At 45.4% G+C, this 25,140-nt stretch carries 24 protein-coding genes and 1 tRNA gene; 18 read left to right on the plus strand and 7 right to left on the minus strand.

Going from position 1 to position 25,140, the window contains the following annotated elements; all coding sequences use genetic code 11:
* Positions 1-43: 43 nt before the first annotated feature.
* Positions 44-1,120 carry a beta-N-acetylhexosaminidase gene (gene nagZ / locus U0021_RS06315; protein WP_114800817.1) on the minus strand — a complete coding sequence of 359 codons (1,077 nt, stop codon included), beginning with the start codon at positions 1,118-1,120 and terminating at the stop codon, positions 44-46.
* Between the two features lie 234 nt (positions 1,121-1,354).
* On the opposite strand from nagZ, the gene U0021_RS06320 reads away from it, so the two are divergent.
* On the plus strand, positions 1,355-3,529 hold the full coding sequence (locus tag U0021_RS06320) for a carboxy terminal-processing peptidase (protein WP_114800818.1): 2,175 nt from the start codon (positions 1,355-1,357) through the stop codon (positions 3,527-3,529).
* A 138-nt stretch (positions 3,530-3,667) separates the two neighbouring features.
* Here the strand turns inward: U0021_RS06320 and U0021_RS06325 are convergent, their stop codons facing one another.
* Positions 3,668-3,826 (minus strand): DUF1328 family protein, encoded by a 159-nt coding sequence (locus U0021_RS06325; RefSeq protein ID WP_049237842.1) that lies wholly within the window; start codon positions 3,824-3,826, stop codon positions 3,668-3,670.
* 291 nt (positions 3,827-4,117) lie between these two features.
* Here U0021_RS06325 and U0021_RS06330 point away from each other — a divergent pair.
* Positions 4,118-4,193: transfer RNA gene (locus tag U0021_RS06330), tRNA-Phe, on the plus strand.
* A gap of 92 nt (positions 4,194-4,285) precedes the next feature.
* On the opposite strand, the gene U0021_RS06335 is transcribed toward U0021_RS06330, so the two are convergent.
* Positions 4,286-5,086, minus strand: a complete 801-nt coding sequence (locus tag U0021_RS06335) for a sulfite exporter TauE/SafE family protein (RefSeq protein ID WP_078256650.1) — start codon at positions 5,084-5,086, stop codon at positions 4,286-4,288.
* A 77-nt stretch (positions 5,087-5,163) separates the two neighbouring features.
* Here U0021_RS06335 and U0021_RS06340 point away from each other — a divergent pair, with 77 nt between their 5' ends.
* A complete protein-coding gene (locus U0021_RS06340) occupies positions 5,164-6,054 on the plus strand; it encodes a biotin--[acetyl-CoA-carboxylase] ligase (RefSeq protein WP_114800819.1) in 891 nt (296 codons plus the stop codon).
* Positions 6,055-6,084: 30 nt separating this feature from the next.
* A complete protein-coding gene (locus tag U0021_RS06345) occupies positions 6,085-6,795 on the plus strand; it encodes a pantothenate kinase (RefSeq protein WP_114800825.1) in 711 nt (236 codons plus the stop codon).
* Between the two features lie 17 nt (positions 6,796-6,812).
* On the opposite strand, the gene U0021_RS06350 is transcribed toward U0021_RS06345, so the two are convergent.
* Both U0021_RS06350 and U0021_RS06355 read right to left on the minus strand, forming a co-directional pair.
* Positions 6,813-7,235 carry an MAPEG family protein gene (locus U0021_RS06350; RefSeq protein ID WP_114800820.1) on the minus strand — a complete coding sequence of 141 codons (423 nt, stop codon included), beginning with the start codon at positions 7,233-7,235 and terminating at the stop codon, positions 6,813-6,815.
* Positions 7,232-7,645 (minus strand): OsmC family protein, encoded by a 414-nt coding sequence (locus tag U0021_RS06355; protein ID WP_114800821.1) that lies wholly within the window; start codon positions 7,643-7,645, stop codon positions 7,232-7,234. The genes U0021_RS06350 and U0021_RS06355 overlap by 4 nt, the downstream gene beginning before the upstream one ends.
* 311 nt (positions 7,646-7,956) lie before the next feature.
* Here U0021_RS06355 and U0021_RS06360 point away from each other — a divergent pair, with 311 nt between their 5' ends.
* From U0021_RS06360 to U0021_RS06405, 10 genes are all read left to right on the plus strand, one after another.
* Complete coding sequence (locus tag U0021_RS06360; protein ID WP_049237851.1) at positions 7,957-8,454, plus strand: RNA pyrophosphohydrolase; 498 nt, start codon at positions 7,957-7,959, stop codon at positions 8,452-8,454.
* A 130-nt stretch (positions 8,455-8,584) separates the two neighbouring features.
* Positions 8,585-12,211, plus strand: a complete 3,627-nt coding sequence (gene smc / locus U0021_RS06365) for a chromosome segregation protein SMC (protein WP_114800822.1) — start codon at positions 8,585-8,587, stop codon at positions 12,209-12,211.
* A gap of 238 nt (positions 12,212-12,449) precedes the next feature.
* Entirely contained in the window at positions 12,450-13,265 is an 816-nt protein-coding gene (rpsB, locus tag U0021_RS06370; protein WP_049237853.1) for a 30S ribosomal protein S2, read from the plus strand.
* 77 nt (positions 13,266-13,342) lie between these two features.
* Complete coding sequence (tsf, locus tag U0021_RS06375) at positions 13,343-14,221, plus strand: translation elongation factor Ts (RefSeq protein WP_049237855.1); 879 nt, start codon at positions 13,343-13,345, stop codon at positions 14,219-14,221.
* A gap of 143 nt (positions 14,222-14,364) precedes the next feature.
* Positions 14,365-15,012 (plus strand): orotate phosphoribosyltransferase, encoded by a 648-nt coding sequence (gene pyrE, locus U0021_RS06380; protein ID WP_114800823.1) that lies wholly within the window; start codon positions 14,365-14,367, stop codon positions 15,010-15,012.
* A 65-nt stretch (positions 15,013-15,077) separates the two neighbouring features.
* Entirely contained in the window at positions 15,078-16,052 is a 975-nt protein-coding gene (gene gshB / locus U0021_RS06385) for a glutathione synthase (protein ID WP_114800824.1), read from the plus strand.
* Positions 16,053-16,186: 134 nt separating this feature from the next.
* Entirely contained in the window at positions 16,187-17,275 is a 1,089-nt protein-coding gene (murG, locus tag U0021_RS06390; RefSeq protein WP_327037433.1) for an undecaprenyldiphospho-muramoylpentapeptide beta-N-acetylglucosaminyltransferase, read from the plus strand.
* Between the two features lie 32 nt (positions 17,276-17,307).
* Positions 17,308-18,753 (plus strand): UDP-N-acetylmuramate--L-alanine ligase, encoded by a 1,446-nt coding sequence (gene murC, locus U0021_RS06395; protein ID WP_114801011.1) that lies wholly within the window; start codon positions 17,308-17,310, stop codon positions 18,751-18,753.
* Positions 18,754-18,791: 38 nt separating this feature from the next.
* A complete protein-coding gene (locus U0021_RS06400; protein ID WP_114801012.1) occupies positions 18,792-19,715 on the plus strand; it encodes a D-alanine--D-alanine ligase in 924 nt (307 codons plus the stop codon).
* Positions 19,682-20,404 (plus strand): M48 family metallopeptidase, encoded by a 723-nt coding sequence (locus U0021_RS06405; RefSeq protein WP_227538737.1) that lies wholly within the window; start codon positions 19,682-19,684, stop codon positions 20,402-20,404. The genes U0021_RS06400 and U0021_RS06405 overlap by 34 nt, the downstream gene beginning before the upstream one ends.
* A 1-nt stretch (position 20,405) precedes the next feature.
* On the opposite strand, the gene U0021_RS06410 is transcribed toward U0021_RS06405, so the two are convergent.
* Positions 20,406-21,311: a hydrogen peroxide-inducible genes activator gene (locus tag U0021_RS06410; protein ID WP_064618527.1), complete on the minus strand. Its 906-nt coding sequence runs from the start codon at positions 21,309-21,311 to the stop codon at positions 20,406-20,408.
* A gap of 224 nt (positions 21,312-21,535) precedes the next feature.
* On the opposite strand from U0021_RS06410, the gene ahpC reads away from it, so the two are divergent.
* A complete protein-coding gene (ahpC, locus tag U0021_RS06415) occupies positions 21,536-22,102 on the plus strand; it encodes an alkyl hydroperoxide reductase subunit C (RefSeq protein WP_049237867.1) in 567 nt (188 codons plus the stop codon).
* 167 nt (positions 22,103-22,269) lie between these two features.
* On the opposite strand, the gene U0021_RS06420 is transcribed toward ahpC, so the two are convergent.
* Positions 22,270-22,503: a YdcH family protein gene (locus U0021_RS06420; RefSeq protein WP_078256662.1), complete on the minus strand. Its 234-nt coding sequence runs from the start codon at positions 22,501-22,503 to the stop codon at positions 22,270-22,272.
* Between the two features lie 235 nt (positions 22,504-22,738).
* Between U0021_RS06420 and ahpF the strand changes: the two genes are divergently transcribed.
* The 3 genes from ahpF (at position 22,739) to iscX (ending at position 25,130) form a co-directional block, all read left to right on the plus strand.
* Complete coding sequence (gene ahpF / locus U0021_RS06425; protein ID WP_114801013.1) at positions 22,739-24,295, plus strand: alkyl hydroperoxide reductase subunit F; 1,557 nt, start codon at positions 22,739-22,741, stop codon at positions 24,293-24,295.
* Positions 24,296-24,410: 115 nt separating this feature from the next.
* Positions 24,411-24,881: a DMT family transporter gene (locus tag U0021_RS06430; RefSeq protein WP_114801014.1), complete on the plus strand. Its 471-nt coding sequence runs from the start codon at positions 24,411-24,413 to the stop codon at positions 24,879-24,881.
* A gap of 51 nt (positions 24,882-24,932) precedes the next feature.
* Entirely contained in the window at positions 24,933-25,130 is a 198-nt protein-coding gene (gene iscX / locus U0021_RS06435) for a Fe-S cluster assembly protein IscX (protein ID WP_114801015.1), read from the plus strand.
* The last annotated feature ends 10 nt before the right edge of the window (positions 25,131-25,140 follow it).

A 25,140-nucleotide genomic window follows, 5' to 3' on the forward strand; every position in this document is an offset into this window, starting at 1 on the left:
ATCCTTTAATATTAATGACTGATATTTAAAGTTTAAAGGCTGATTAAAAAGTCTTGGTATAAGCTGTTGGGTCTTTGGCTAAGCTTTCTTGATTGTCTTCAAAAAAGGCTTTTTGCACACGATCTTTGACAGCCTGCCAAAGCGGAAATTGGCGGCAAGTGGCTTCCAAGCTGCCTTGCCAATCTGGGATTTTCCCTTTCATGCGCCCAAATCGATGTTGCGGCTGATCTGCCAAGCTTTGAGCGGCTTTGATGGCAAGCAATGCCCCGTCTCGATGATTGCACACCAGCGCCATATCACAACCTGCCTCTAGCGCAGCAAGCACACGCGCATCCACATCCCCTGCGATGTGCGCTGCTTTCATACATAAATCATCCGAAAAAATCACGCCATCAAACCCAAGTTGATTACGCACGATATCTTGAATCCAGAGTTTGGAAAATCCTGCAGGCTTATCATCAACTTGGCTAAAAATCACATGGGCAGGCATGAGCGCATCAAGCTGATCTAAGGTTTGGATAAAGGTTTGGGTGTCGTGATGCATAATCTCATCAAAGCTTCTGTCGTCGATCGCATCGGCAACGTGTGAGTCAGGAGCGATGGAGCCATGACCTGGAAAATGCTTACCAGTGGTTGCCATACCAGCATCTTTCATGCCTTTCATAAATTGCTTGGATAACGCCACGATGACATCTGGATCTGCATGAAAAGCACGATCACCGATCACAAGGCTTGCCCCGTCTATATCAAGCACTGGCGCAAAACTAAAATCCACACCGACTGCCAAAACTTCACACGCCATCAAATAGCCGCAGTCATACGCCAATGATAGAGCATCAGCAGGATTTAGATCATGCAATTCACCCAATTTGCCCATGGCAGGCAGGGGTGAGAATCCAGAGCGAAATCGTGCCACACGCCCGCCTTCTTGATCCACTGCGATGAGCACGCTTGGATTAATTTGTCGTATCGAATCGGTGAGCGCACGCACTTGCGCAGGTGACTCAACATTACGCGCAAACAAAATAATACCGCCAACTTCTGGATGCGATAATAACGCACGATCTTGATCATCCAATGTCTTGGCGGTGACATCCGCCATAATCACGCCTTTTGCCACAAAAAACTCCTTGCTTAATCAGTCGTCTGGTGCTTATTATGCCATGAAATTAAGATGAAAAGAGAAGGGAGCGCCAATTTTCATACCCAAGTAGTGACTTTGTAACGATTGCTTAAGGCAGTTGCACAAAAACTAGCACTTAGGTAAAAAAACTTTGTGTTTTTTGTGTTAAGATAGCGGATATTTTGGGTTTTTTACCTGTTTTTTTTAATCATCTAACATCAGGATGTGGATATGTCAAAACAACAATATCTTTTATCAGGCGTGGCTGGCGCGGTGGCATGTGCGTTGTTTGTAAGCAGTTTTTCTTCGCTTGCTCAAGCATCCGATCGTGCCGCATTTATGCAGACACCTGAGCAGCGAGTGACGGCTCGTCAGATTGCCATATTGCTTGATCGAGCGCATTATAATGATCAACGGCTGGATGCGGATATGGGCAAAGTCATTTTACAGATGTATTTTGATAAGCTTGACCCAAATCGTACGTTGTTTTTGCAATCTGATGTGGACGAATTTACCAATAAATACGGCAACACTTACACCGCTTATCTGATGCGCGGTGATATGACACCAGGCATTGAGATTTTTGAGCGTTTTCGCACGCGATCTTTTGAATACTTTAGCGCTGCCAAATCATATTTGGATACCGACATTGATTTATATACCGATAAGCGCATCACACTTGATCGCGAAAATGCGCCACGTTTTCAAACCAAACAAGAGCAGCTTGACTATTGGAAAAATCAGACAGCGCTATCACTGATTACCATCATGCTCAATCAAGAAGACGACAAAGCCAAAGACCAAGCGTATCTAGACAATCCTGAATTGGCGCGCGGTCAAGACTTGGTCAAGGCAGAAAGTCGCACACCCAAAGAGATTTTATTAAATCGTCTTAAGCGCCAAGAAGAGCAGCTTGAGCGACTTAAAAATGACGAAATCATGGAAGCAGTTCTTGATGCGGCGACCACAGCCTATGATCCGCACAGTAATTATTATGCTCCAGTTCAAGCCCAAGACATCCAAATTCAGACCAGTTTACAGCTTGAAGGGATTGGCGTTTCGATTCGCCCTGATCGTAAAAATCCGGACTACATTCGCATTGTCAGCCTTGTAGATGGTGGACCGGCTGCCAAGTCAGGTCAAATTTTGGCCAATGATTTGATCATCGGCGTGGCACAAGCCCAAGGTGAAATGGTCGATACCATCGGCTATAGCACCAAAGAGATCGTCGCTTTGATCCGCGGCGCTCGCGGTACTGAAGTGACCGTCAAGGTCAAACAGCCTAATACGCCAGATTCACAAGCCAGAACCGTCACCTTGGTGCGTGATGTCATTCAGCAAGAAGAATCGGGCGTGCAGCATCGGGTGATTGAGATGCCTTATGATGGCGGCATAAAAAAAGTCGGTGTCATTGAGATTCCAAGTTTTTATCTGAACTTTAAAGCGCGCCGCGAAGGTGTAGACGCCAGTCAGTATCGCAGTGTCAGCAACGACACCGAAAAAGCGCTCAAAGCCCTGACCGCTCAAGGTATCGACGGCTTGGTGGTCGATCTGCGCCATAATCCAGGTGGCTCGCTCGATGAAGTGGCAAAAATGCTTGGTATGTTTATCAAAGAAGGTCCTTTGGTGCAGATTCGTGATAATCGAGGCAATGTACAAGTCTTTGAAGATAAAGACGGCGGTCGCCAGTTGTATGATGGTAAATTGTCTGTACTGGTCAATCTTGGCTCGGCATCTGCCAGTGAGATTTTTGCTGCGGCGATCCAAGACTATGGACTAGGCTTGGTGGTAGGTAGTACGACTACTGGTAAAGGGACTGCTCAGACTCAGCGTGACGATGTGGCGCTTGGTTCGGTGACATTGACGCAGCGTAAATTTTATCGTGTCAATGGCGGCAGCACTCAGACCAAAGGGGTGGTGCCTGATGTTGAACTGGTCAATATCTATGAAGGCATTGAATTTGGCGAGCGTGAATATAAAAATCCGCTGCCTTGGGATACCATTGAGTCAACGAATTATCAAGCTGCTGGCAAATATTCGCCAAGCCTGTTAAGCTCACTCAATGAGCAGTCAAAAGCGCGCCAAGCAAGCGATCCACAGTTTAGATATTTGTCTGAACTCAATGCCATTCGTGCGCTTGATGATGACAAACAACCGACCGAGATCAATTTACAAAAACGTCGTGCCAAATTACAGCTGATCGAAAACCGTACTTTGGCTGCCGAAAATGCGCGCAGACAAGCCACAGGCGAGACGCCGTTTGCCAATTGGTCAACATATCAAGCCAACCTAGAGGCGATGGCTGAAGAACGCGGCGCCATGAAAGAAAACGAGCGCCCAAAGCTGCCTGAAAGTGAGGTTTATGTGCTTGAGGCGGCGCGCCTGATGTTTGATGCCGATCGATAATTTGCTGGTATGAGGTTGCCAATTTTGGCGAATCAAAAAAATTGAATCAAAAATAAAAAGTCTGCCGCAATGACAGACTTTTTATTTTAACTATCTTTTTTATTTTAACTATCTTTAAGATAATGGTTTATATAGCAATTATCTGCGGCGACCACCGATAAAGCCAACGATAAACAAGATGACAGCGATGATCAAGAAGATATAGGCAAACTCTTTGGTTAAACCTGCGATATTACCAAATCCTAAGAAACTTGCGATGACAGCGATAATAGCAAAAATAATAGCCCAGCGAAACATATGATTCTCCTTATAATGACTGGCATTTGTCCAATAAGTGTATCGTTGCCAGTTTGGGGTTTTGATGAAAAAGAAAAAAAGAGGCATGCTTTCTTGTATTCTTAGAAGTTATTTTAGAGGAATCGTTTTATTATAAATACTGATAAATTGTAAGCTGTGTGAAATTAAACAAAGATTGTGTAATAACTTGTGCGTATCAGTGCACAAACCTGACAATATAATACAAAGTGCAATCTTGCACACATTTTTCTTGACAAGTTGATGAAATTTTGGTTTAATATGCAGCAATTCGGCGTGATAGCTCAGTTGGTAGAGCAACGGATTGAAAATCCGTGTGTCGGCAGTTCGATCCTGCCTCTCGCCACCATATTAAAAACCCCAAGCAAATGCTTGGGGTTTTTTGGTTGTTCAGTACATTAAAAAGCATCAGTCTATCGCTGATGCTTTTTATAAGCAATATTACAATCCGCTGACAATCAGCTGCACGCCTACAATCATCAAAAGCACACCAAAAGCTCGCTTAAGGGTTTGGGCAGGCAGAGCATGAGCCAATTTGGCACCGACTTTTGCCATGATAAAGCTGAGAATGCTGATTGTGACAAATGCGCCAATGTGTACAAAGCCAATCAAGCCGTCCACATCCGCAACCGCGCCACCGCGATGACCAAACCAGATGAATCCAAGCGCACCGGCGATGGCGATCGGCAAGCCACACGCCGCCGAAGTACCCACAGCTTGACGCATCGGTACGCCGTTTTGGCTCAGATAAGGAACTGTTAGGCTGCCACCCCCTATGCCGAAGATGGCGGATAAAATCCCAATGATAATCCCAGCAAGTCCTTGTTGATACGGTGGCGGTGGTGGCACGCCTGGGCGTTCTTGGTTGGGAAAAAATAGCATTTTTATTGCCACTAAAACCGCCCCGCCACCCAAAATGGCTTGCAAAACTGCGCCGTCAATCAAGGTGGCAATCCATGCCCCCACCAAGCTGCCAAGCACCAGCCCTTTTGCCATATTCTTAAAAATTTCCCAACGCACCCCACCGCGCTTATGGTGTGCGCTCATTGAGCTGATGGAAGTTAAAATAATCGTCGCAAGTGCTGTGCCAACGGCAACATGAGGTACGATGTCGGTTGGCATGCCATATGCTGCCAAAATCCAGATCAATGCAGGCACAATCACCATGCCTCCGCCCACACCAAATAATCCTGCGCACAGCCCAGCAACAATGCCTGCTGTCGCAAACCAAAGATAAATCATCGACATTCATCCATTATTTCTTTAAATTTATGCTATTATAACGCAATTTTATTTTGTTTGTGTTGAATTGTAATACAATGAACTTGAGTAAAACTGAACTTAGCAAGCTGTGGCAAACCATGACAGCCAACCATCGCCATGCTAAGCTTGCCCAAAGTACCAATTCTGAGCTGATGGATGCACTCACTCAAGGTCAAATTGCACATCAGACGCTGCATTTATATACCGCTGATCAACAAAGCGCTGGGCGCGGACAGCATGGTCGTTCTTGGATCAGCCCCCAAGGTAATGTTTTTTTGTCTTTATATGTACCAATGAGCACACAAGCTCATGACTTTGGCATTGATCAGTTATCGGGATTGATTTCACTGTTGGTGGGTTTTTATTTGGTAAAAATGCCCATCATTGAGCAAATAAACCAAATGCGCATGACCAAAAACCTACCCACTATTGGCGTCAAATGGGCAAATGATTTGGGATTTATTGATCAGGCGCATCCTAAATTTCATAAATTGGCAGGTATCTTGATAGAGCCAATATTTAAACCCATCAATCATCACAGAACCTTGATGGGATTGGTGATTGGTGTAGGGTTGAATGTAAAAAATAGCCCAATGATCCAAAATTCGCTGTATGAGTCCACGAGTCTTAGCGATCTTTGGCAGGCAGATGAGTTACCAGCCGCTGCGACACTGTATCAGCCGATTTGTGAGGCGATTTGCCAAGCTGTCGCCCATCATAATCAGCTGACTTTGGCTCATCATCAGGCGCTGACTGAGTTTGTTCATGAATTTAATCAGGTGCATGTACTCACAGGGCGAGAGGTGCAAGTGTTTTTACAGGATGATCGAGAAAAGATCACGCACGCGGGGCGCTGTATCGGCATCAACGATCAAGGGGCGTTGGTCTTACAAACTCAGCAAGGCGAGCAAAGTCTGTTTGCTGGCATGGTTCAATTAAAAAGTTAAAATTAAGGGATTGGTGTTATGGAAAATGCGATGGTGTTATGGCTTGACTTGGGAAATACTCGCCTAAAATATTGGATGATCCAAGATGATCAAATCATCTTATCTGATGCCAAAGAGCACCTAAAAGCACCCAATGAGCTTTTGATGGGGCTACTTGGAACATTTGCGCAGTTTGAGCCAAGTTTTGTGGGGATTTCTAGTGTCTTGGGCGAAAAAATTAACCATGCCATCGCGGCAACTTTAGATGAGCTTGGCGTCCCTTTTGAATTTGCCAAAGTCAATGATAAGCATCCCATGCTCACGAGCCGCTACGACCCATCACAATTGGGCGTGGATAGATGGCTGCAGATGCTTGGCGCAGTTGATCCGATGCGTCAGCAGTGCGTGGTTGGGTGTGGCACGGCGCTCACCATTGATATTATTGATAAAGATACGCACTTGGGCGGTTATATTTTACCCAATGTGTATATGCAGCGCCACGCCCTGTACGCAGGCACGCAGCAAATCGGCGTCAAGCAAGGGCGATTTGATGACTTAAGCCTTGGTACGACCACTGATGATGCTGTCAATCATGGGGTGCTATTTGGGGTGGTGGGCGCTGTCGCCAGTGTGCAAGCTAACTATCCAAATTTTGAAGTGATACTCACAGGTGGCGGCGCACAAATGCTAAAACCGCACCTAAGCCATATCCAAGTCGATGAAGATCTGCTACTAAAGGGACTGCAAAGATATTTTTGTTAAGTGTTAACTTATCACGCTTACACGCCCATTTGATATGCCAAAATAAATAGCATGATGCAGCAAATCAATGACAGCATCCAAGTCACGGAGCGCAAAATGGCTAAATTTGCTGCATAACTGATGATGAAACATATCCGAAAGATGATAAAGCCTGTCGCAAGCATATTAATGATGCTTGCAGGTACAAAAGCATAAATGGCAACCAATACAGAAGCCAAGAAAATTGGCAGACTCTCAAAGCTGTTGGTTTGAGCATGGTTGAGTCTTGCGGCAGCTCCTTGAGTATTTGCCAAAAACTCACGCGGCGCCTGATTGTCCTTCATATTAAAACCGCCCACATATTTGGCAAGTGAGGCGCACAGATACGGCAACAAACAGGCAATGACCATTAAAATAATGGTCATTTTGATGCCTGTATTAGCAAAGAGTGCATACATCATACATCAACGATCTCATAATCATGCGTAATATTCACCCCGCCTGCTGACAACATGCGTGAGGCTGAACAGTACTTTTCGGCGGATAGCTCAATGGCTTTGGCAAGCTGTGATTCTTTGATATTGCTGCCTGTCACTACAAAATGTAAGTGAATGTCGGTGAACACTGCAGGGATGGTATCTGCTCTGTGGGCGCGCATTTGGCAGCGGACATCGGTGATGTCTTGACGAGATTTTTTCATGATGCTCACGACATCATAACTGGCACAGCCACCAAGCCCTAATAAAATCAGCTCCATCGGACTTGCGCCAGCGGTTTTATCTCCATCAAGATGGACGGTGTGTCCTGATGGTGAAGTACCCACAAAATGCACGCCATCTTCCCAAATCAATTCTGCATCTAATTGTGCCATATCAAAACCTTTTTATGTAACATTCAACTTTTTTATCAAATTCATTTTACTTGGTTTGGCAGTCTTTGGCAAACCATTTGAGCCGCTGCCGATTTTAGCCGATTGATTTTTTAACGGTGTAAAAAACTTTTTATCATAAAATCATGAGCCAAATTAAGCCATCATCACATCATACAAACAGTAATTTGATCACAGGAGCACTTGGATAAAACCCTATACTTTTGCGCTGTTTTTTGGTTTAATAGACATCAAGTGATTCATCAAAAGTCTTTGATGAAATTTAAATTAATTTATAAATTAAGAGTTTAAGTATGATTGATGCAGACGGGTTTCGTCCAAATGTCGGCATCATCTTGGTAAATGCACACGGGCAACTTTTGTGGGCAAAGCGTATCGGACATGACAGTTGGCAATTTCCGCAAGGGGGAATTAGCCGCGGCGAAACACCGCTGGATGCGATGTATCGCGAGCTGTATGAAGAAGTGGGGCTACATCCTGAGCACGTCAAAGTGCTCGCAGTGACCCGCGATTGGCTGCGCTATCGCTTGCCCAAACGCTATGTGCGCGCAGGGCAAGAGCCTTTGTGCATTGGACAAAAGCAAAAATGGTTTTTGTTATATCTTGATGAAGCCAACACCAAACACATCCGTTTTGATGTGGGTGTTCCAGAATTTGATGATTGGCAGTGGGTGAGTTATTGGTTTCCTTTGACGGGGGTTGTGCCCTTTAAGCGCAATGTTTATCAAAGGGCGCTGCTTGAACTGATTGACGCCGTGCCTAGACAAAAGCCTTTGGCAACGAAAACATGATGAGCCATCAAAAACCATCACCACATTGGTGATGGTTTTTGTTTTGAGGGCGATTTGGGTTTTGTGATTAGCATACTTAGGTAAAATTTGCTAAAATACTCTCCTTTTGCCACCATCTGTCTTAGTTTTCATGCGCCTAAAATCTTTAAAACTGGCAGGATTTAAATCCTTTGCCAATCCCACAACATTTACCTTTCGACATGATATTACCGCCATCGTAGGACCCAATGGCTGCGGCAAATCCAATGTCATCGATGCGATTCGTTGGGTACTTGGTGAGACTTCCGCCAAGCAGCTGCGCGGCGGTGCGATGAGTGATGTGATTTTTGCAGGCGTGGAAGGGCGTGCCGCTAAAAGCTTGGCAAGTGTTGAGCTGATTTTTGAGCATACTCAAGACGAAACGCACGGCATTCGCCATGAGCTTAATCTGTATCAAGAGCTGTCACTGCGCCGTCAAGTCACCAAAGAAGGGAAGTCTGATTATTTTATCAACGGTCAGAGAGTGCGCCGCCGTGATGTGGTAGATGTGTTTTTGGGGACAGGGCTCGGCGCGCGCAGTTACGCGGTGATTGAGCAAGGCATGATTGGGCGCATCGTTGAGTCAAGCCCCATGCAGCTTCGAGAATTTATCGAAGAAGGGGCAGGCGTGTCTCGCTATCAGGTACGCCGAGCTGATACCGAAAAAAAACTCAGCGAAACCCAAGACAACCTAAAACGGCTCTCAGATTTACAAGGCGAGCTCAAAAAGCAGCACAAAACGCTGATCCGTCAAGCGGAGTCTGCCAAGCAGTACCAAACCTTGACTGATGAATTAAAAGTGCTACAAAAAGACGATCTGATCAGGCGTTTATTTGAAGCGTGGCGCCATCATGAACAAAAAAAGGGCGAGCAGGGCAAATCAAGTGAGACGCTTGCCAAACTAGAAGCCGAAGCCAATCAAGTGCGCCGCGAGCTTGATGTGCTGTCTGCGCGCGTCGCTGAGGCGCAGTGGCTAAAAGATGAAGCCAAAGATAACTATCACAATGCGCAGATGGCAGAGCAGACCGCGCAGCATAATTTTTATACAGTCAACAGCCAAATTGCCCAAAATGATGAAAAAATCGCCCGCCTAAATGCGCAGCACCATGACGCTTTGACCAATATCGAGCATGCGCAAGATGAGCTGTTACAAATCAATCAATCCTTGGATCTTATCTTGCCTGAAACAGAGGCGATGACACATGAGCTCACCAATGCCAAGCAAGCCCAAAGCGAGGCGCAGATGGCTTGGCAGTCGCGCCGAGATGAGCTTAATGGCTTAATACAAGAAAAAAATCATCTTGAAAATCTCAAGAAATTGGCGCAGTCTCAGCATCAGCGCTTGGAGGCAGGATTGACCAAGTGGCAGGCTCGATATGACGAGCTCATCGCTGCCAAAAACCGCTTCAGCGATACCACCGAGGCGCAAAAGCAGCTGTCTGCCGATACCCTAAAAGCTGCAGCGCTGAGACAAAAGCTTGAACATCTTAATGATGATGACGCCCTAAAATCAGTCGTAGAGGAGCTAAGAGTAGCGGTTCAAACATCCCAAGCTCATGTGCAAAGCCAAGAAAAACGCCATGCCAGCTTGATGGGTGAATATGAAATTTTGCACAAACTGACGCACACCAAAGTGCAGTCTAATAAAATCACGATGTCGCCTGATGCGGATGCGCTCACAACCTTGAGTGCGCTACCAAGCCTAAAAGAAAGTTTAGCGCTGACAGGGGCAGGTTTGGCACATGCAGACATTTTGGATCAGTTTTTGGGATTTTGGCTCAGTGCGCGTCTGAGCGATGATCTGCCAACGGCTTTTTTGGATCATGCGATGGATGATAATGATCATGTCATCTTAAAGTCAGGCAAAAAAAGCGATACAGGCATTGTCTCTTCATCAATCCATGCCAATGAGGTGATCTCCCAATTACCCACATCACTACAACAGCAGCTGGTGCGCTTTGATCGGCTGTTTAGTGCGCCCACGCTTGAGTTATTTGGGCGCTGCTATTTATATGTGGGTGATGAGCCGCTCACAGATCTACAGACAGGTGCGCTGCTTGGTGTGATGATTGTTACCAAGGCTGGTTGGCTGGTGGGCAGTTTTGGTATGATGCACCTTTCAAAACTTGGCGATACCAGCAGTCAGTTCTTGAGTGATCGAAAAAAGCATCTTGAGCGACTAGAAGTGTTAGAAGATGAGCTAAATACGCTTGAAGACTCGCTTGAAAAAGATCAAAAGCAGCTCAAACAAGCAATGACAAGGCTTCAAAGCAGTAAAATTGAGCTTGAAGAAATCATTGCCCAAAAACACGCCGCCACTCAGCAGCTGCACCAATTAGAACAAAGCGTGACAACGCTAACCGCCAAGCTTGATTCTGAAAAATCGCGCCGCGAGAGTATTGACAATCAGCTCAAGCAGCTCGATGATGAAAATGACAGTATTAAAAATGAGCTGCAAGAGCTGAAGGCAGAGATCGACACCTGCGAAATTAGCTTGAGCGAGCTTGAGCCTAAATTTGAGCAGGCAAATCAAGCCATGACAATACAGACGGCGCGCATCGAAGAGGCTGCTGCCAAGCTTAAAGCCCAAAATGACTCGTATCAGGCTTTACAAATCAAGCTTGGCACGCTCACGCAAGCCAAAACCCATGCCGAGCGCCTGCTTGAGATGGCAAAACACAGCGCATCACAAACCCAAGCAGATATTGAAACCACCAAAAGCACACAGCAGGCATTGAGCCAAAAGCTGCCGGCGCTTGAAGAGGCGTTTAAAGCTGCCAAAGCGGTGAGTCATGAGCTTAAGATCGCCAGTGATGAATATGAATCGGCAGCCAAAGCACAGCAAATTGCCCAAAGTAAATTACAAGAAACGCTGACCGAGGCGCACACCAAATTTGCCACCGCTCAAGCAGCTTTGGCGCAGATCAGCGCGGACGCAGCGGTCGGTGAAAGCCGCCTTCAAGATATTGGTGATGAGCTGATGCGTTTGGATGAATCGTTTAATTTGCCATCCAAATTGGCAGATTTTCGAGCAAATCCCAATCAAATTTTTACCGATAACTTAGAAAAACAAAATCAAATCAAGACCAAAATTACCGAGCTTGGCGCGGTGAATTTGGCAGCAGCGGCTGAGCTTGCCGAGCTTGAGGCGCGCGTCTCACCCATGGATGAGCAAATCAACGACATCACCCAAAGCATGAAAAAGCTTCAAGATGCCATCCGCGCGATTGACGAAAAAACCAAAACGCTGTTTTTGACAGCGCTTGAGGCGGTTAATAGAGAGCTAAATGCACTATTTTCAAAAGTCTTTGGCGGCGGTCAAGCAAGCTTAACCTTGATGGCAGATGACAGCCTGTCTAAGGCAGATAAATGGCGAGCGGGACTGGTGCTGATGGCACAGCCCAAGGGTAAGAAAAATTCAAGGCTTGCCGTGCTGTCGGGCGGCGAGAAGACCTTGACGGCGTTGAGCTTGATTTTTGCCATTTTTAAGCAGCACCCTGCGCCTTTTTGTGTGCTTGATGAAGTCGATGCGCCGCTTGATGATGCCAATGTCGCAAGATTCACCAGCTTGATCCAAGAGCTTGCCGATGAGGTTCAATTCATCTTTATCAGTCATAATAAGCTTGCCATGCAGATCGCTGACGAATTAAAAGGCATCACCATGCCGATTGCCGGCATCTCAAGCTTGGTGACGGTTGATTTACAAGAAGCCGAAAAATATTTAGAACCAAATTACTAAATAAAAACTGTCAATTGGCTAATATTTACTTGGATTTAGTGATAAAAATTTGGTATAATAATGCGTCCATTTTTATCAATGGGCAATGATTCATTTTAACTTAAACTACACACACGAAATTCGCTGAAATATCGGGGTGTCCATTGGTTTGAATAATTCGTCATCGTGGCGAATGCGTGCCAATGGATTCGGTATTTTGATTTCGTGGAGGCGTAACCCAACCTTTTAGGATTTTTTTATGTCAGATAAAAACCCAACTCAAATCTCAATGCGCGACTTGCTAGAAGCAGGTGCTCACTTCGGTCACCAAACTCGTTTTTGGAATCCAAAAATGAGCCAGTACATCTTTGGTGCTCGTAATCGCATTCATATCATCAACCTTGAGCATACTGTTAAGCAGTTCAACGAAGCACTAACTTTCGTGAACAAGCAAGCAGCAGCTCGCAATAAGATTTTGTTTGTTGGTACTAAGCGTGCAGCAAGCGCGGTAATCCGCGAGCAAGCACAGCGTGCAGGCATGCCTTACGTTGACCATCGTTGGTTGGGCGGTATGCTAACAAACTGGAAAACCCTTCGCCAGTCAATCACTCGTCTAAAAGAGCTAGAAAAGCAAGCTGAAGATGGCACATTTGCAAAGTTGACCAAGCGTGAAGCGCTTGAGCGTACTCGTCAAATGGAAAAACTAGAGCGCGCTTTGGGTGGTATCAAAGAGATGGGCGGTTTGCCTGATGCGTTGTTTGTTGTTGACGTTGACCACGAAGCGATCGCTATCAAAGAAGCCAAAAACCTTGGTATTCCTGTGATCGGTATCGTAGATACTAACTCAAACCCAGACAATGTTGACTATGTGATTGCAGCGAACGACGACGCGATCCGCGCTGTTAATTTGTATGTGACTGCAATGGCAGATGCCATCATTGCGGGTAAAGAGTATGCGAAGACTCAAGGCGCCGCTGATGCTACTGATGCTGATAAGCAAGCGAACCGCGAAAACGCGACTGCACCTGTAGAAGACAAAATTGATCAAGCTGGTCAAGTTGTAAATAACTACTAATTTAGTAAACTTGGTATGGCGGGGTCATGCCGAGTTTATCCCAAATTTTTGTTCAATTAAAACTTAAGGTAATTGACATGACTCAAGTTTCTGCAAAGTTAGTAAAAGAGCTGCGTGACCGTACTGGTCTTGGCATGATGGAGTGCAAAAAAGCACTTGAAGAAGCAGGCGGCGATATCGAACTTGCGATTGATAATCTGCGTAAATCAGGTCAAGCTAAAGCTGCCAAAAAAGCAGGTAACATCGCTGCTGATGGTGCGATCATCATTGCTCAAGGCGAAGGCAAAGCATTGCTACTAGAAGTAAACTGCCAAACTGACTTCGTTGCCAAAGATGATAACTTCACTGCATTTGCCAATAAAGTTGCTGAGCTTGCACTTCAAAATAATACCACAGATGTGGCAGCCATTGCCGAGCTACCTTATGGTGACGGTTCATCAGTTGAAGAAGCGCGTGTTGCATTGGTTCAAAAAATCGGTGAGAACATCCAAGTTCGCCGTGCTGAAGTGATCGAAGGCGCTAACCTTGCTGCTTATCGCCACGGTCTACGCATTGGTGTTGTGGTTTCTTATGAAGGCGGTTCTGAAGAAGTGGGTAAGGCGGTTGCCATGCAAGTGGCGGCGTTCAATCCATTGGCTGTGAACGAAGCTGATGTGCCTGCAGATATCCTAGCCCGCGAAAAAGACATCATCGAAGCCAAAGCCAAAGAATCTGGCAAGCCAGAAGCGGTCGTTGAGAAGATGATCACTGGCGGTCTACAAAAATATCTGAACGAAGTGACTTTGGTGAATCAGCCTTATGTCATGGACAACGATAAAAAAGTTGGCGATGTTCTAAAATCAGAAAACGCCACTGTGGTTAGCTTCAAGCGCCTAGAAGTTGGCGAAGGCATCGAGAAAAAGCAAGAAGACTTCGCTGCTGAAGTTGCTGCCGCTCAAGCTGCTGCCAAAGCTTAATTTTAAGCTGTTCATAAAAACCCAATATGGCTTGCCTATTGGGTTTTTATTTTGCCTGAAATTATCCGCCGTTAATTGTAAAAATCGATCATACAGAGTAAAATAGTTTAACTTATTGCCTTTTATAAGATTGAGGAATCTTTATGTCATTTCATCCTGAGCAGTTCATTGAAGTTGCCTTAAAAAACCAAGTTTTGCGCTTTGGTGAGTTTACCCTAAAGTCAGGGCGCAAAAGTCCCTACTTTTTTAATGCAGGTTTACTGTCGACAGGTGAATTATTAAGTGTGCTTGCAGAAGGTTATGCAGATGCCCTTGCCAAACATGCCAATCAAGATGATCTGGTTATCTTTGGCGCCGCTTATAAAGGCATTCCTTTTGTGGCGGCGACCGCTCAAGCGCTGTGGCGTGAGCACCAAATCAATGCTGAGTGGGGCTATAATCGTAAAGAAGCCAAAGATCATGGCGAAGGTGGCATGCTCGTGGGTGCTGATTTAAAAGGTAAATCTGTCTGGGTGATCGATGATGTCATGACTGCAGGCACTGCCATGCGTGAAGTGATCGCCTTGCTGGATAAAGCCGGCGCAAGCGTTGCGGGTATCATTGTTGCGCTTGATCGTAAAGAAAAAGGTCAAGGTGATCAATCAGCCATTCAAGAGCTTGCCGAAAGCCTGCAAGTGCCAGTGCTTGCTTTGGTGACGATGGATGATATTGTTGAGTATGTCGCCAAACACGGATCTCAAGATGAGCTGGCTCAGATGCAGGCTTATCGTGCCGAGTATGGTGTCAGCTAAAGCCTGATGCAATCAAACTTGGCTAATATGAATAGCATAAATAATTAAAATATCGGGATGATGAGATGAAAAAGCTTCGATTTTTGATCGTGATGGACGACATCGCCACAGTGAATTATAAAAAAGACACCACGCTTGCGATGATGTGGGCGGCAGATGAGCGTGGGCATGAGCTGTATTATTGTCAGATTCATGATCTGTGGCTTAGTCAAGGTATGCTGAATGTGGACGCTCAGCCATTACAAGTTTTTAAAAATCCTGAAAAGTTTTATGAGCTTGGTGAAACATCAACCCATCCTGCCACGGATTTTGATGTGATTTTGATGCGTAAAGATCCACCATTTGATATGAAGTTTTTGTATGCGCTGCATCTGCTGGATTATGCCAAACGGGCAGGTGTTTGGGTGGTCAATGATCCTTTGTCTGTTAAAGATTGTAATGAAAAACTGTTTGCCACGCAGTTTAGCGAACTGATGTCACCGACCATCGTCACCAATAAGCAGGCGCATATTCGCACTTTTATCGCTGAACATCAAGATGTGATTGTCAAGCCCTTAGATGGTATGGGCGGTATGGGCATTTTTCGCTTGACGGCAGACAGTCCTAATATCGGCGCCACCCTTGAGATGCTGACACAGATGGGCGAGTTGCCCATCATGGCACAAAAATACATCCCTGCCATTGTTGAAGGGGATAAGCGTGTACTGATCGTAGGCGGCAAGCCTGTCGAATATTGCTTGGCGCGCATTCCTTCCCAGGGTGAAACGCGGGGGAACTTGGCGGCAGGCGGTAGGGGTGTGGCAATGCCACTGACGGAGCGTGAACGCCAATTGGCTAATGCAGTGGCGCCAACTTTATTGAAAAAAGGCTTGTATTTTGTCGGACTGGATGTCATTGGTGGTTATATTACCGAGATCAATGTTACCAGTCCAACCTGCGTGCGTGAGATTGATGATCAGTGCGGCACGCAGATTGCCGTTGATTTTATTGAATTTATTGAAACGAATCTCAAACATCATACAACGCCAAGCGCTGAATGATAATTTTTGATGTTATTAGCAGTGAATGCGCAAAACTTGCTTGACAAAATGTCGCAAAAAACTACTTGAGTTCGTGTAAAAAGTCATCCAAAATGACTGCCTTTATCGCTGTGGATGATTGATTGGATAATTTTATGTCAAAAAAATTAAATGTGCTGATGATGGCGGCTGGTACTGGCGGTCATGTTTTTCCTGCATTGGCGGTGGCAGATGAGCTTGCGCGGCGTGGAGCGACCATTCACTGGCTAGGCACGCCATATGGCATGGAAAATGACCTGGTGGCAAAACACGGCTATCAGATGCATCAAATTGAGATGCAAGGGCTGCGCGGTAAAGGGTTGATGCGTATGTTAAAGCTGCCCTTCATGCTGTTAAAATCTGTCATGGCAGCACGCAATATTATCCAGACGCATCAAATAGATGCTGTGGTTGGATTTGGTGGCTATGTTACCGCGCCAGGCGGCTTGGCAGCTAAGCTGTGCAAACTCCCACTTATCATTCATGAACAAAACGCCATTGCCGGCATGAGTAATAAAAATTTGGCTCGTCATGCCGATAAGGTACTACAAGCCTTTGATGGTGCGTTTGATGGCGATGGTAAAAAAGTGTTGACTGTGGGCAATCCAGTACGCCAATCTATCGCCAATATTGCGCCACCACAAGAGCGCTATTTGAATGACAATTCACCACTCAAAGTGTTGGTGGTGGGTGGATCATTGGGCGCGATGGCAATCAATCAAGCAGTCGTTGAAATGCTAAAACTTGTCAATCGTCCACTGTCGCTGCAGCATCAATGTGGTAAAGATAACCATAATCAGATGCTGGTGGCGTACTCTCAAGCAGGCATTGATAATACCAAACATGTCATAGAGCTCAAGCCATTTATCGAGGATATGGCAGCGGCTTATGCTTGGGCGGATGTGATTGTTTGCCGTGCTGGCGCTTTGACGGTGACGGAGATTCAAAATGCTGGCGTTGCTGCGATTTTTGTGCCGCTGCCGCATGCTGTGGATGACCATCAAACTGCCAACGCCCGCGTTTTGGTGGATGCTGGCGCCGCAATCTTGATGCCTCAGTCTGCATTGACTGGTCAATTACTCGCCATAACACTTGATGAGCTGGATCGCAAACACTGTCAGTACATGGCTAGCATCGCCCGCAGTCAAGCAAAAGATCGAGTTGATGTCATCGTGGCTGATGTGATTGAGCAATCAGTTAATTAATTTTTTACTACCTTTTTGAGGATAATTTTTAAATGCCAACCAAAACAACGCTCCCAAAACGCTTAATAGAAATTCCAGAAATGCGACGAATTCAAAATATTCATTTTGTTGGTATTGGTGGCGCTGGTATGTGTGGTATTGCTGAGGTATTAGCCAACCAAGGCTATGCAGTAACTGGCTCAGACATTAAGGCAAACGCAGTCACTGAGCGCCTAGAAAGCTTGGATGTGACGGTGTATATCGGTCACGATGCCAGTAATATCAAAATGGCAGATGTGGTGGTGGTCTCATCAGCCATTGATAAAAAAAATCCTGAGGTTCAAGCAGCCTTACAAGCCCGCTTACCTGTCGTTCGACGCGCAGACATGTTAGGCGAGCTCATGCGCTATCGTCATAGTATCGCTGTGGCAGGCGCGCATGGCAAGACCACCACAACCAGTATGCTGACCATGATGCTCACCGAAGCTGGCTTTGATCCAACCTATGTGATTGGCGGCAAATTGAATGCATCAGGAACGAATGCGTCTTTGGGTAAGAGTCGTTATCTGGTAGCGGAAGCTGATGAATCCGATGCGTCATTTTTATCATTGCGCCCGATGGCAGCGATTGTGACAAATATTGATGAAGATCACATGGATACCTACGAAGGCAGCTTTGATAAATTAAAGCAAGCTTATATACAGTTTTTACATAATATGCCTTTTTATGGTTTGGCGGTCGTTTGTGGCGATGACAAAGAGCTGTACGGCATGATTGATGAAATTGCCCGTCCTGTGCTGACTTTCGGCTTAAAAGGACATAATGATGTGCAGGCGATCGACTTGGTGGCTGATGGCACCAAGACACATTTTACGGTTTTAAGAAAAGATCACGAGCCCTTACGCCTGACACTTAATGTCCCTGGCGAGCATAATGTTTATAATGCTTTGGCGGCAATCACATTGGCAACTGATGAAGGTGTGGATGATGAAGCCATTATGCAGGCTTTGTCAAAATTTGCCGGGGTAGGTCGTCGATTTGAACATCAAGCAACGGTACAGATTGATGATGGTGATGTGCTTTTGATTGATGATTATGGGCATCATCCGACAGAGGTAGCTGCAACGATCAAAGCCGCCCGTCAAAGCTATCCTGAGCGCCGTTTGGTGCTGATGTTTCAGCCACATCGTTATAGCCGAACGCGTGATTGTTTTGATGAGTTTGTGGAAGTGCTATCGGGTGTTGATGAACTGTTATTATTGGATGTCTATGCTGCTGGCGAGGCGCCAATTGTTGGTGCTGATACCAAATCACTGGCGCGCAGCATTCGACTTCGCGGTGAAGTAGAGCCCACCTTGGTTAATAAAGATAATTTGGCACCTGTCATGCAGCGGATCTTGCAGGCGGGAGATGTGCTCATCACCCAAGGTGCGGGTAATGTGGGACAAATTTGCTTGGATCTGCGTGATAACCAGTTATATTTAAATAATAAAGTTTAAGACCAAAATTGATTGAATCATTAATAAAGAGAAAATACATGAGCACCCAAACTATTGATCAAAATCGCTTTGGTAAAGTGGCTGTTGTTTGCGGCGGAACAAGTACAGAGCGTGAAGTATCACTCAATAGCGGTAAAGCAGTACTACAAGCGCTCCTGTCAAAAGGTGTTGATGCGCATCATTTCGATCCTAAGCAGACCGATATCATGGCACTGCGCCAATATGATCGGGTATTTAATGTGCTGCATGGCACATTTGGCGAAGATGGCAGTCTTCAGGGCGTGCTTGACGGTTTTAATATTCCTTACACAGGTTGTGGTGTGCTTGCTTCTGCCATCGCCATGGATAAATTTCGCTGTCGTCTGATTTGGCAGGCGCTTGATTTGCCAAATGTTCCTTATGTGGTTTTGGATGATGAGACCGATTTTGATGCTGTGGAACAAAAGCTGGGATTGCCATTATTTGTCAAGCCTGCCGCAGAAGGATCAAGCGTGGGCGTCATGATGATTGAACATCCAGGCGAGCTTGCCAAGGCGTATCCTGAGCTTAAGCAATATCACGGCGCCATTTTGGCAGAGAAGGCTTTGACTGGCGGCGAATATGCCTGCGCGCTGCTTGGTGGTGAGGCTTTGCCTAGCATTCGCATTATCCCTAAAGGCAAGTTTTATGATTATGAAGCCAAATACTTGCGTGATGATACCATCTATCAATGTCCATCAGATTTGACTGAGCAGCAAGAAAAGCAGATGCATCAAATTGCCAAAGATGCGTTTTCAGCCATTGGCGGCGAGGGTTGGGCGCGCGTGGATTTCTTAAAAGATACAGAAGGTAAGCTGTATTTGTTGGAGCTAAATACTGTCCCGGGCATGACCGATCATAGCCTTGTACCGATGGCAGCGCGCGCTCGCGGCATGGCATTTGATGAATTATGCCTACAGATTCTCAGCGAAACTTTGGCATAGCTGAACGTTCTGCCACATCTCATCAGATATCCGATGCCATGGCTAAGCTGATTGACGAATTTGCTAGCCATGGTATTGTGTTGTCTGTCCAAAAAAAGCAAGTGATACATATTAACTTTCGCATGACTCAAGCGGCGTTGAAGGTCAGTGCGCCCAAGCATGTTCGCGATCAAATACTGACAGATGCCATTCGCGCTAAGATAGATTGGGCGATACGCTGCCATCGCGCATTGATGATGGAGCAGGCGCACTATGAGACACTTTGGGGCGAGTACTTGGATGTGGCAGAATGGCTAACAATTCATCATAAAGAGTTGCCCACCCATACCTTGGAGCGCCTAAAACAATTATCCAAACAGGCGCTGATCACATGGATTTATCAAGATGAAATCCGCCGACGCATGCCCAGTTTGCTCGCCAAATGGCAGCCCAAATTGGGCAAACAAGCCTCCGCCATCCGCCTAAGAAAGATGTCCAGTCGTTGGGGGAGCTGCAATACTTTATCTGCAAAAATCACCCTAAACACTCATCTTGCGTCTTATCCTTTAGGATGTTTGGAGTATGTGCTTGTTCACGAGCTTTGTCATCTGCATCATGCCAATCACAGCGCCGATTTTTGGAGAAGTGTCGAAAATGCCATGCCAGATTATCAATATTGGCATGGCTTATTAAAAAAATCCAAACGATGAATTACGCTTCGTTTTCTGCCGTCGCAAGCGCTTGACCAAAAATTTCGCTCAGTAGGCGCACATCATTGACGCGCGCATAATTGAGACGAGTAATGAAAGCCAATCGGCGATGAGGACCTGGCTCAGCCAAAGGGACGGCATGGACTGCTTTGGTGTCTTTGATTTGTTCTAGCGCCATCTTGGGTACCAAGGTTGTTCCCATGCCTGCCAAGCTCATTTGAATCAATGTGTTTAAACTGGCATCAGAAAAGCTTGACTGGATCTCACTTTTACTCAGCGCACAGACAGACAGCACTTGATCGGTCAAGCAGTGCCCTTCACCGAGCAGTAATAAATTGGTCTTGGATAAATCGTCGCTGTTAATTTTACCGCTGTGGATGTGTTCGTCATCTTCAGGTAAAATTGCAAAAAAGTCTTCTGCCCAAAACTCAAACGCATGCAAGCCATCAAGCGGATAAGGCAGGGCGATGATCGCTGTATCAATATGACCATAGCGCACCTGATCGATGAGCCGCTCGGTCTGTTTTTCGACCACTGACAGCTCAAAATGTGGATGTAGCTGCTTAAGAGATGGCAGGACTTTTGGTAATAAATAAGGGGCAATCGTCGGAATGATACCGATGGTCATCGGATAGGCAAGTGGGACTTGGTGACTGTGCGCGCGTGTCATCAAGTCATTGATCTCACTAGAAATTCTTTGGGCTCGCTCTAGCAATTCTTCGCCAATTGGGGTGATGAGCACTTGCTTATTATTTCGCTCAAAAATCTGTGTATCAAGCTGCTTTTCTAGTTCGGCGATACCCAAACTTAAGGCTGATTGGGAAATGTTACATTCTTCAGCCGCGCGCTTAAAATGACGATGTTTGGCAACTGCAAGCGCAAATTCTAATTGGCGTAGTGTGATCATGTCAGTCCTTAAAAACGTAATTTTATCATCACTTAATGACAGTCCTATTGTACCTAAGTTTGATAAAATAAAACAATATCTTTGGAAGTTTTAACTGTAGAAAACCTATGATTTTGTTGTATTATAATTAAGAAACTACAGCAGCGAAGACGCGATAGGATCGCAATTTTTGCTTGCAGTTATGGTGTATAATCCAATAAATCAACCAAAGAAAGGTGAATATTATGGCAGCAATTATTAACCAAACCATTCCAGAATTTTCAACTCAAGCATATGTTAATGGTGAGTTTAAAACCATCACGTCTGACGATGTGAAAGGCAATTGGGCGATTTTCATGTTTTATCCACATGATTTTACATTCGTTTGCCCAACTGAGCTTGAAGACATGGCAGCACATTACGATGAGCTAAAAGGCTTGGGTGTTGAAGTGTACGCTGTATCTACTGATACGCATTTTGTACACAAAGCATGGCATGACGCTTCACCTGCGATCAGCAAAGTACAATATCCAATGCTTGGTGATGGCACTGGTAAGATCACTCGCGGTTTCAATGTGATGATCGAAGAAGACAACGCAGCACTACGCGGTACTTTCTTGGTAGACCCAGATGGCGTGATCAAAGTTGCTGAAATCCATGACCTAGGCATTGGTCGCAGCGCCAAAGATATGGTTCGTAAAGTTAAAGCAGCTCAATATGTACGTGACAACGATGGCGAAGTGTGCCCAGCAGCTTGGGAAGCTGGTCAAGAGACATTGAAGCCAAGCCTAGACCTAGTTGGTAAAATCTAAGATCTGCTGCCATATTGAGTAACTCAATAGCACCAGATCAATAATCCCCAAAGCATCAAGCTTTGGGGATTTTTATTCATTCGATTTTGCAATTTTAAAAATTTATCAATAAAAAATCAGCCACTGAATGGCTGATTTTTTGAGATTTAAGGCTTTTAGGTGATTGATTAACCACGCTCAGCTGATACTTTATCCAAGTAGGCTTTTAGTTCGTCTTTTAGATGAAGTTTTTTGTGCTTCATTTCATCAATTTCGCCAACACGGCTGGCTGAAGCCACAGGATCTTTTTCAAGATTATCAATTTGCGTATCTAGATCATTGTGCTCATCAAATAGCTTCAAAAAGTGCTTATCACCTTCGGCTTTTAGTTGTGTCATAAGTTCACGATATTCTGGTAGCATGGTGTTCTCCTTGAGATGCGTGGACCGATTTTAGTATCAGTGCCAAGTTGTAATCTTAAGATTATATTATCAAGATTGACGCTGATTATCAAGTTAAATACAGCGCATTTTGATGATTTAATGTTAGTAATGACAATGTTTGAAATTCCTAATTTTTTGAATGCGATTCAATGAGTTATAATAACAATATGAGCTGTTCAAACAGCGATAATTTCATAACACGATAGGGGGAAATATGTTAGATCAAGGTTTATTAGACGCCGTCAAATCATACAGCGCCAATATGACGCGCCCAATTCAGCTGGTGATCGGCGCGGGCGAACATGATAAGCGTGCCGAATTGGTTGATTTTTTGAGTAAAATTGCAGGCACAACTGACAAAATCCAATTTGACGCTTCGGCGGTGGACAGTGACTTATCACCAATGAGCTTTAAAATCACCACAGAAAATCGCGAAACAGGCATTGTGTTTAGCGGTATTCCAGGGGGGCACGAATTTACTTCATTGATTTTGGCCATCTTGCAGGCAGGCGGGCATACATTAAAGCTGGATGAAGATATTCAGCAGCTGGTTAAGCGTATTCAAGAGCCGCTTAAATTCCAGACTTTTGTTTCATTGTCATGCCATAACTGCCCAGATGTGGTTCAAGCGCTCAATCAGTTCGCGATTTTGAACGATCATATCGAAAATGAAATGATTGATGGTGGCGTATTTCCTGAATTGGTAGCCGAAAAGAAAATTCAGGGCGTGCCAGCAGTCTTTTTAAACGGTAAGCCATTTGCTAATGGTAAAGTGGATACCGCCAAGATCATCGAAAAGCTGCAAGAGCAGTACCCAGATCTGTTGTCAGCAGGTGATGAGCCGCAGCTTGAGACCCAAGATGTCACTGTCATCGGCGGTGGACCAGCGGGTGCAGCGGCGGCGATTTATACCGCTCGTAAGGGCTTGCGTGTTGCGATGGTGGCAGATCGCATCGGTGGTCAAGTCAAAGACACTCAAGATATCGAAAACTTAATCTCCATTCCTTTGACCAATGGTAATACGCTTGCCGCCAATTTGGCAGCGCATATCAAAGAGTATAATATCACCGTCAAAGAGCATGTCAGCGTAACCAAGTTAGAAGAAGTCGAAGGTGGTTATCAAGTCACCCTAAGCACTGGTGCAACTTGGACTTCTCGCACTTTGATTTTGGCGACGGGAGCCAAATGGCGTAAGCTTGGCGTCAAAGGTGAAGATGAAAATATCGGTAATGGCGTGGCGTACTGTCCGCACTGTGATGGTCCTTTCTTTAAGGGTAAGGATATTGCTGTCGTCGGCGGTGGTAATTCGGGTATCGAAGCTGCCTTAGACTTGGCGGGTATTGTCAAGCATGTGACGGTGCTTGAGTTTGGTGATGCGCTGCGCGCCGATCAGGTATTGATCGACAAAGCCGAAGCGCGCGACAATATTACGATCATTAAATCGGCAGCAACGACCGAGATCACCACCGATGGTAATAAAGTCAATGCTTTGGTTTATCAAGATCGTACCAGTGGTGAAAATCAAACTTTGCCATTATCCGCGGTATTTGTTCAAATTGGTTTGGTGCCAAATTCAGAGATTGCCAAAGCGTTGGTCGCAACCACGGCTCAAGGTGAGATCGAGATTGACGCTAAGTGCCGTACAAATAAGCCAGGTATTTTTGCATGTGGCGATGTGACGACAGTGCCTTATAAGCAAATCAATATCGCAATGGGCGAAGGCTCTAAGGCCGGCTTATCAGCCTTTGAATATTTGATGATGAACGGTTAATAACGCCAATTACCCCAAATTACGCGCTACAAAAATAGCGCGTAATTTTTATGTCACAGGCTTGGTCACTGCCGCCTGATGGTGTATGATGGTGGCATGATATGAGGGGGCGATCATGCAGTATTTTTATTGGCTTTTGGCGTTTTTTGTGGGCGCAGGCGCAGCCATACAGGCAGCCATCAATTCACGATTGGCAGCTGGTCTAGGCGATCAGCCTGTCATTGCAGCATTTATCTCGTTTTTGATTGGGACGATATTTTTGGGCGTGATCATGATCAGCCAAAGCAATTTAACACTTGCCTGGGCTGGTCTGCCGGAGCAGCCTTGGTGGCGCTGGCTGGGCGGCTTGATTGGTGCAGTATTTGTTTTTTCTACCGTCTTGCTTGCACCTAAGATCGGCTTGGTCAATATGGTGTTTTTGATCATATTAGGTCAGCTGTCAGCGGGTATGGCGATTGATGCTTATGGGCTAATCCAAATGCCCACCCGCCCCTTATCTTGGCAAAAATATATCGGCATTTTGGTGATGCTTTTAGGTTTGCTGATTTTTATGTTTGGTGATAAATTAAGTAGTATGATGAAATAATTGGCGCGTATCAGCGCGTGTGATACAATATAAAAAATATGGGAGAAAATCATGAAGTTAACTTGGCATGACACTTTAGATATCGCCATTGCATTGGCTGAAAAATATCCTGATGAGGATGTGCAATATATCCGTTTCACCGATTTGCACCGCTATGTGTGTGAGCTTGAAGACTTTGATGATGATCCCAACAAGTCTAATGAGCGAATTTTAGAAGCCATTCAGATGGCGTGGCTTGATGAGCTATAAAAATAAACCC

Origin of the sequence: Moraxella canis (assembly GCF_034424565.1) — a bacterium.
Taxonomy (GTDB): domain Bacteria; phylum Pseudomonadota; class Gammaproteobacteria; order Pseudomonadales; family Moraxellaceae; genus Moraxella; species Moraxella canis.

Excerpts from the sequence above, each read along its gene's own strand:
- ahpF (WP_114801013.1), top strand. The coding sequence starts at position 22,739 with ATGTTAGATCAAGGTTTATTAGACGCCGTCAAATCATACAGCGCCAAT.
- murC (WP_114801011.1), top strand. The coding sequence starts at position 17,308 with ATGCCAACCAAAACAACGCTCCCAAAACGCTTAATAGAAATTCCAGAA.
- U0021_RS06355 (WP_114800821.1), bottom strand. The coding sequence starts at position 7,645 with ATGGCACAATTAGATGCAGAATTGATTTGGGAAGATGGCGTGCATTTT.
- tsf (WP_049237855.1), top strand. The coding sequence starts at position 13,343 with ATGACTCAAGTTTCTGCAAAGTTAGTAAAAGAGCTGCGTGACCGTACT.
- U0021_RS06340 (WP_114800819.1), top strand. The coding sequence starts at position 5,164 with ATGAACTTGAGTAAAACTGAACTTAGCAAGCTGTGGCAAACCATGACA.
- pyrE (WP_114800823.1), top strand. The coding sequence starts at position 14,365 with ATGTCATTTCATCCTGAGCAGTTCATTGAAGTTGCCTTAAAAAACCAA.
- U0021_RS06410 (WP_064618527.1), bottom strand. The coding sequence starts at position 21,311 with ATGATCACACTACGCCAATTAGAATTTGCGCTTGCAGTTGCCAAACAT.
- smc (WP_114800822.1), top strand. The coding sequence starts at position 8,585 with ATGCGCCTAAAATCTTTAAAACTGGCAGGATTTAAATCCTTTGCCAAT.
- ahpC (WP_049237867.1), top strand. The coding sequence starts at position 21,536 with ATGGCAGCAATTATTAACCAAACCATTCCAGAATTTTCAACTCAAGCA.
- gshB (WP_114800824.1), top strand. The coding sequence starts at position 15,078 with ATGAAAAAGCTTCGATTTTTGATCGTGATGGACGACATCGCCACAGTG.
- U0021_RS06430 (WP_114801014.1), top strand. The coding sequence starts at position 24,411 with ATGCAGTATTTTTATTGGCTTTTGGCGTTTTTTGTGGGCGCAGGCGCA.
- U0021_RS06345 (WP_114800825.1), top strand. The coding sequence starts at position 6,085 with ATGGTGTTATGGCTTGACTTGGGAAATACTCGCCTAAAATATTGGATG.
- iscX (WP_114801015.1), top strand. The coding sequence starts at position 24,933 with ATGAAGTTAACTTGGCATGACACTTTAGATATCGCCATTGCATTGGCT.
- rpsB (WP_049237853.1), top strand. The coding sequence starts at position 12,450 with ATGTCAGATAAAAACCCAACTCAAATCTCAATGCGCGACTTGCTAGAA.
- U0021_RS06320 (WP_114800818.1), top strand. The coding sequence starts at position 1,355 with ATGTCAAAACAACAATATCTTTTATCAGGCGTGGCTGGCGCGGTGGCA.
- U0021_RS06335 (WP_078256650.1), bottom strand. The coding sequence starts at position 5,086 with ATGATTTATCTTTGGTTTGCGACAGCAGGCATTGTTGCTGGGCTGTGC.
- U0021_RS06325 (WP_049237842.1), bottom strand. The coding sequence starts at position 3,826 with ATGTTTCGCTGGGCTATTATTTTTGCTATTATCGCTGTCATCGCAAGT.
- U0021_RS06350 (WP_114800820.1), bottom strand. The coding sequence starts at position 7,235 with ATGATGTATGCACTCTTTGCTAATACAGGCATCAAAATGACCATTATT.
- murG (WP_327037433.1), top strand. The coding sequence starts at position 16,187 with ATGTCAAAAAAATTAAATGTGCTGATGATGGCGGCTGGTACTGGCGGT.
- U0021_RS06420 (WP_078256662.1), bottom strand. The coding sequence starts at position 22,503 with ATGCTACCAGAATATCGTGAACTTATGACACAACTAAAAGCCGAAGGT.
- U0021_RS06400 (WP_114801012.1), top strand. The coding sequence starts at position 18,792 with ATGAGCACCCAAACTATTGATCAAAATCGCTTTGGTAAAGTGGCTGTT.
- U0021_RS06360 (WP_049237851.1), top strand. The coding sequence starts at position 7,957 with ATGATTGATGCAGACGGGTTTCGTCCAAATGTCGGCATCATCTTGGTA.
- U0021_RS06405 (WP_227538737.1), top strand. The coding sequence starts at position 19,682 with ATGCCTACAGATTCTCAGCGAAACTTTGGCATAGCTGAACGTTCTGCC.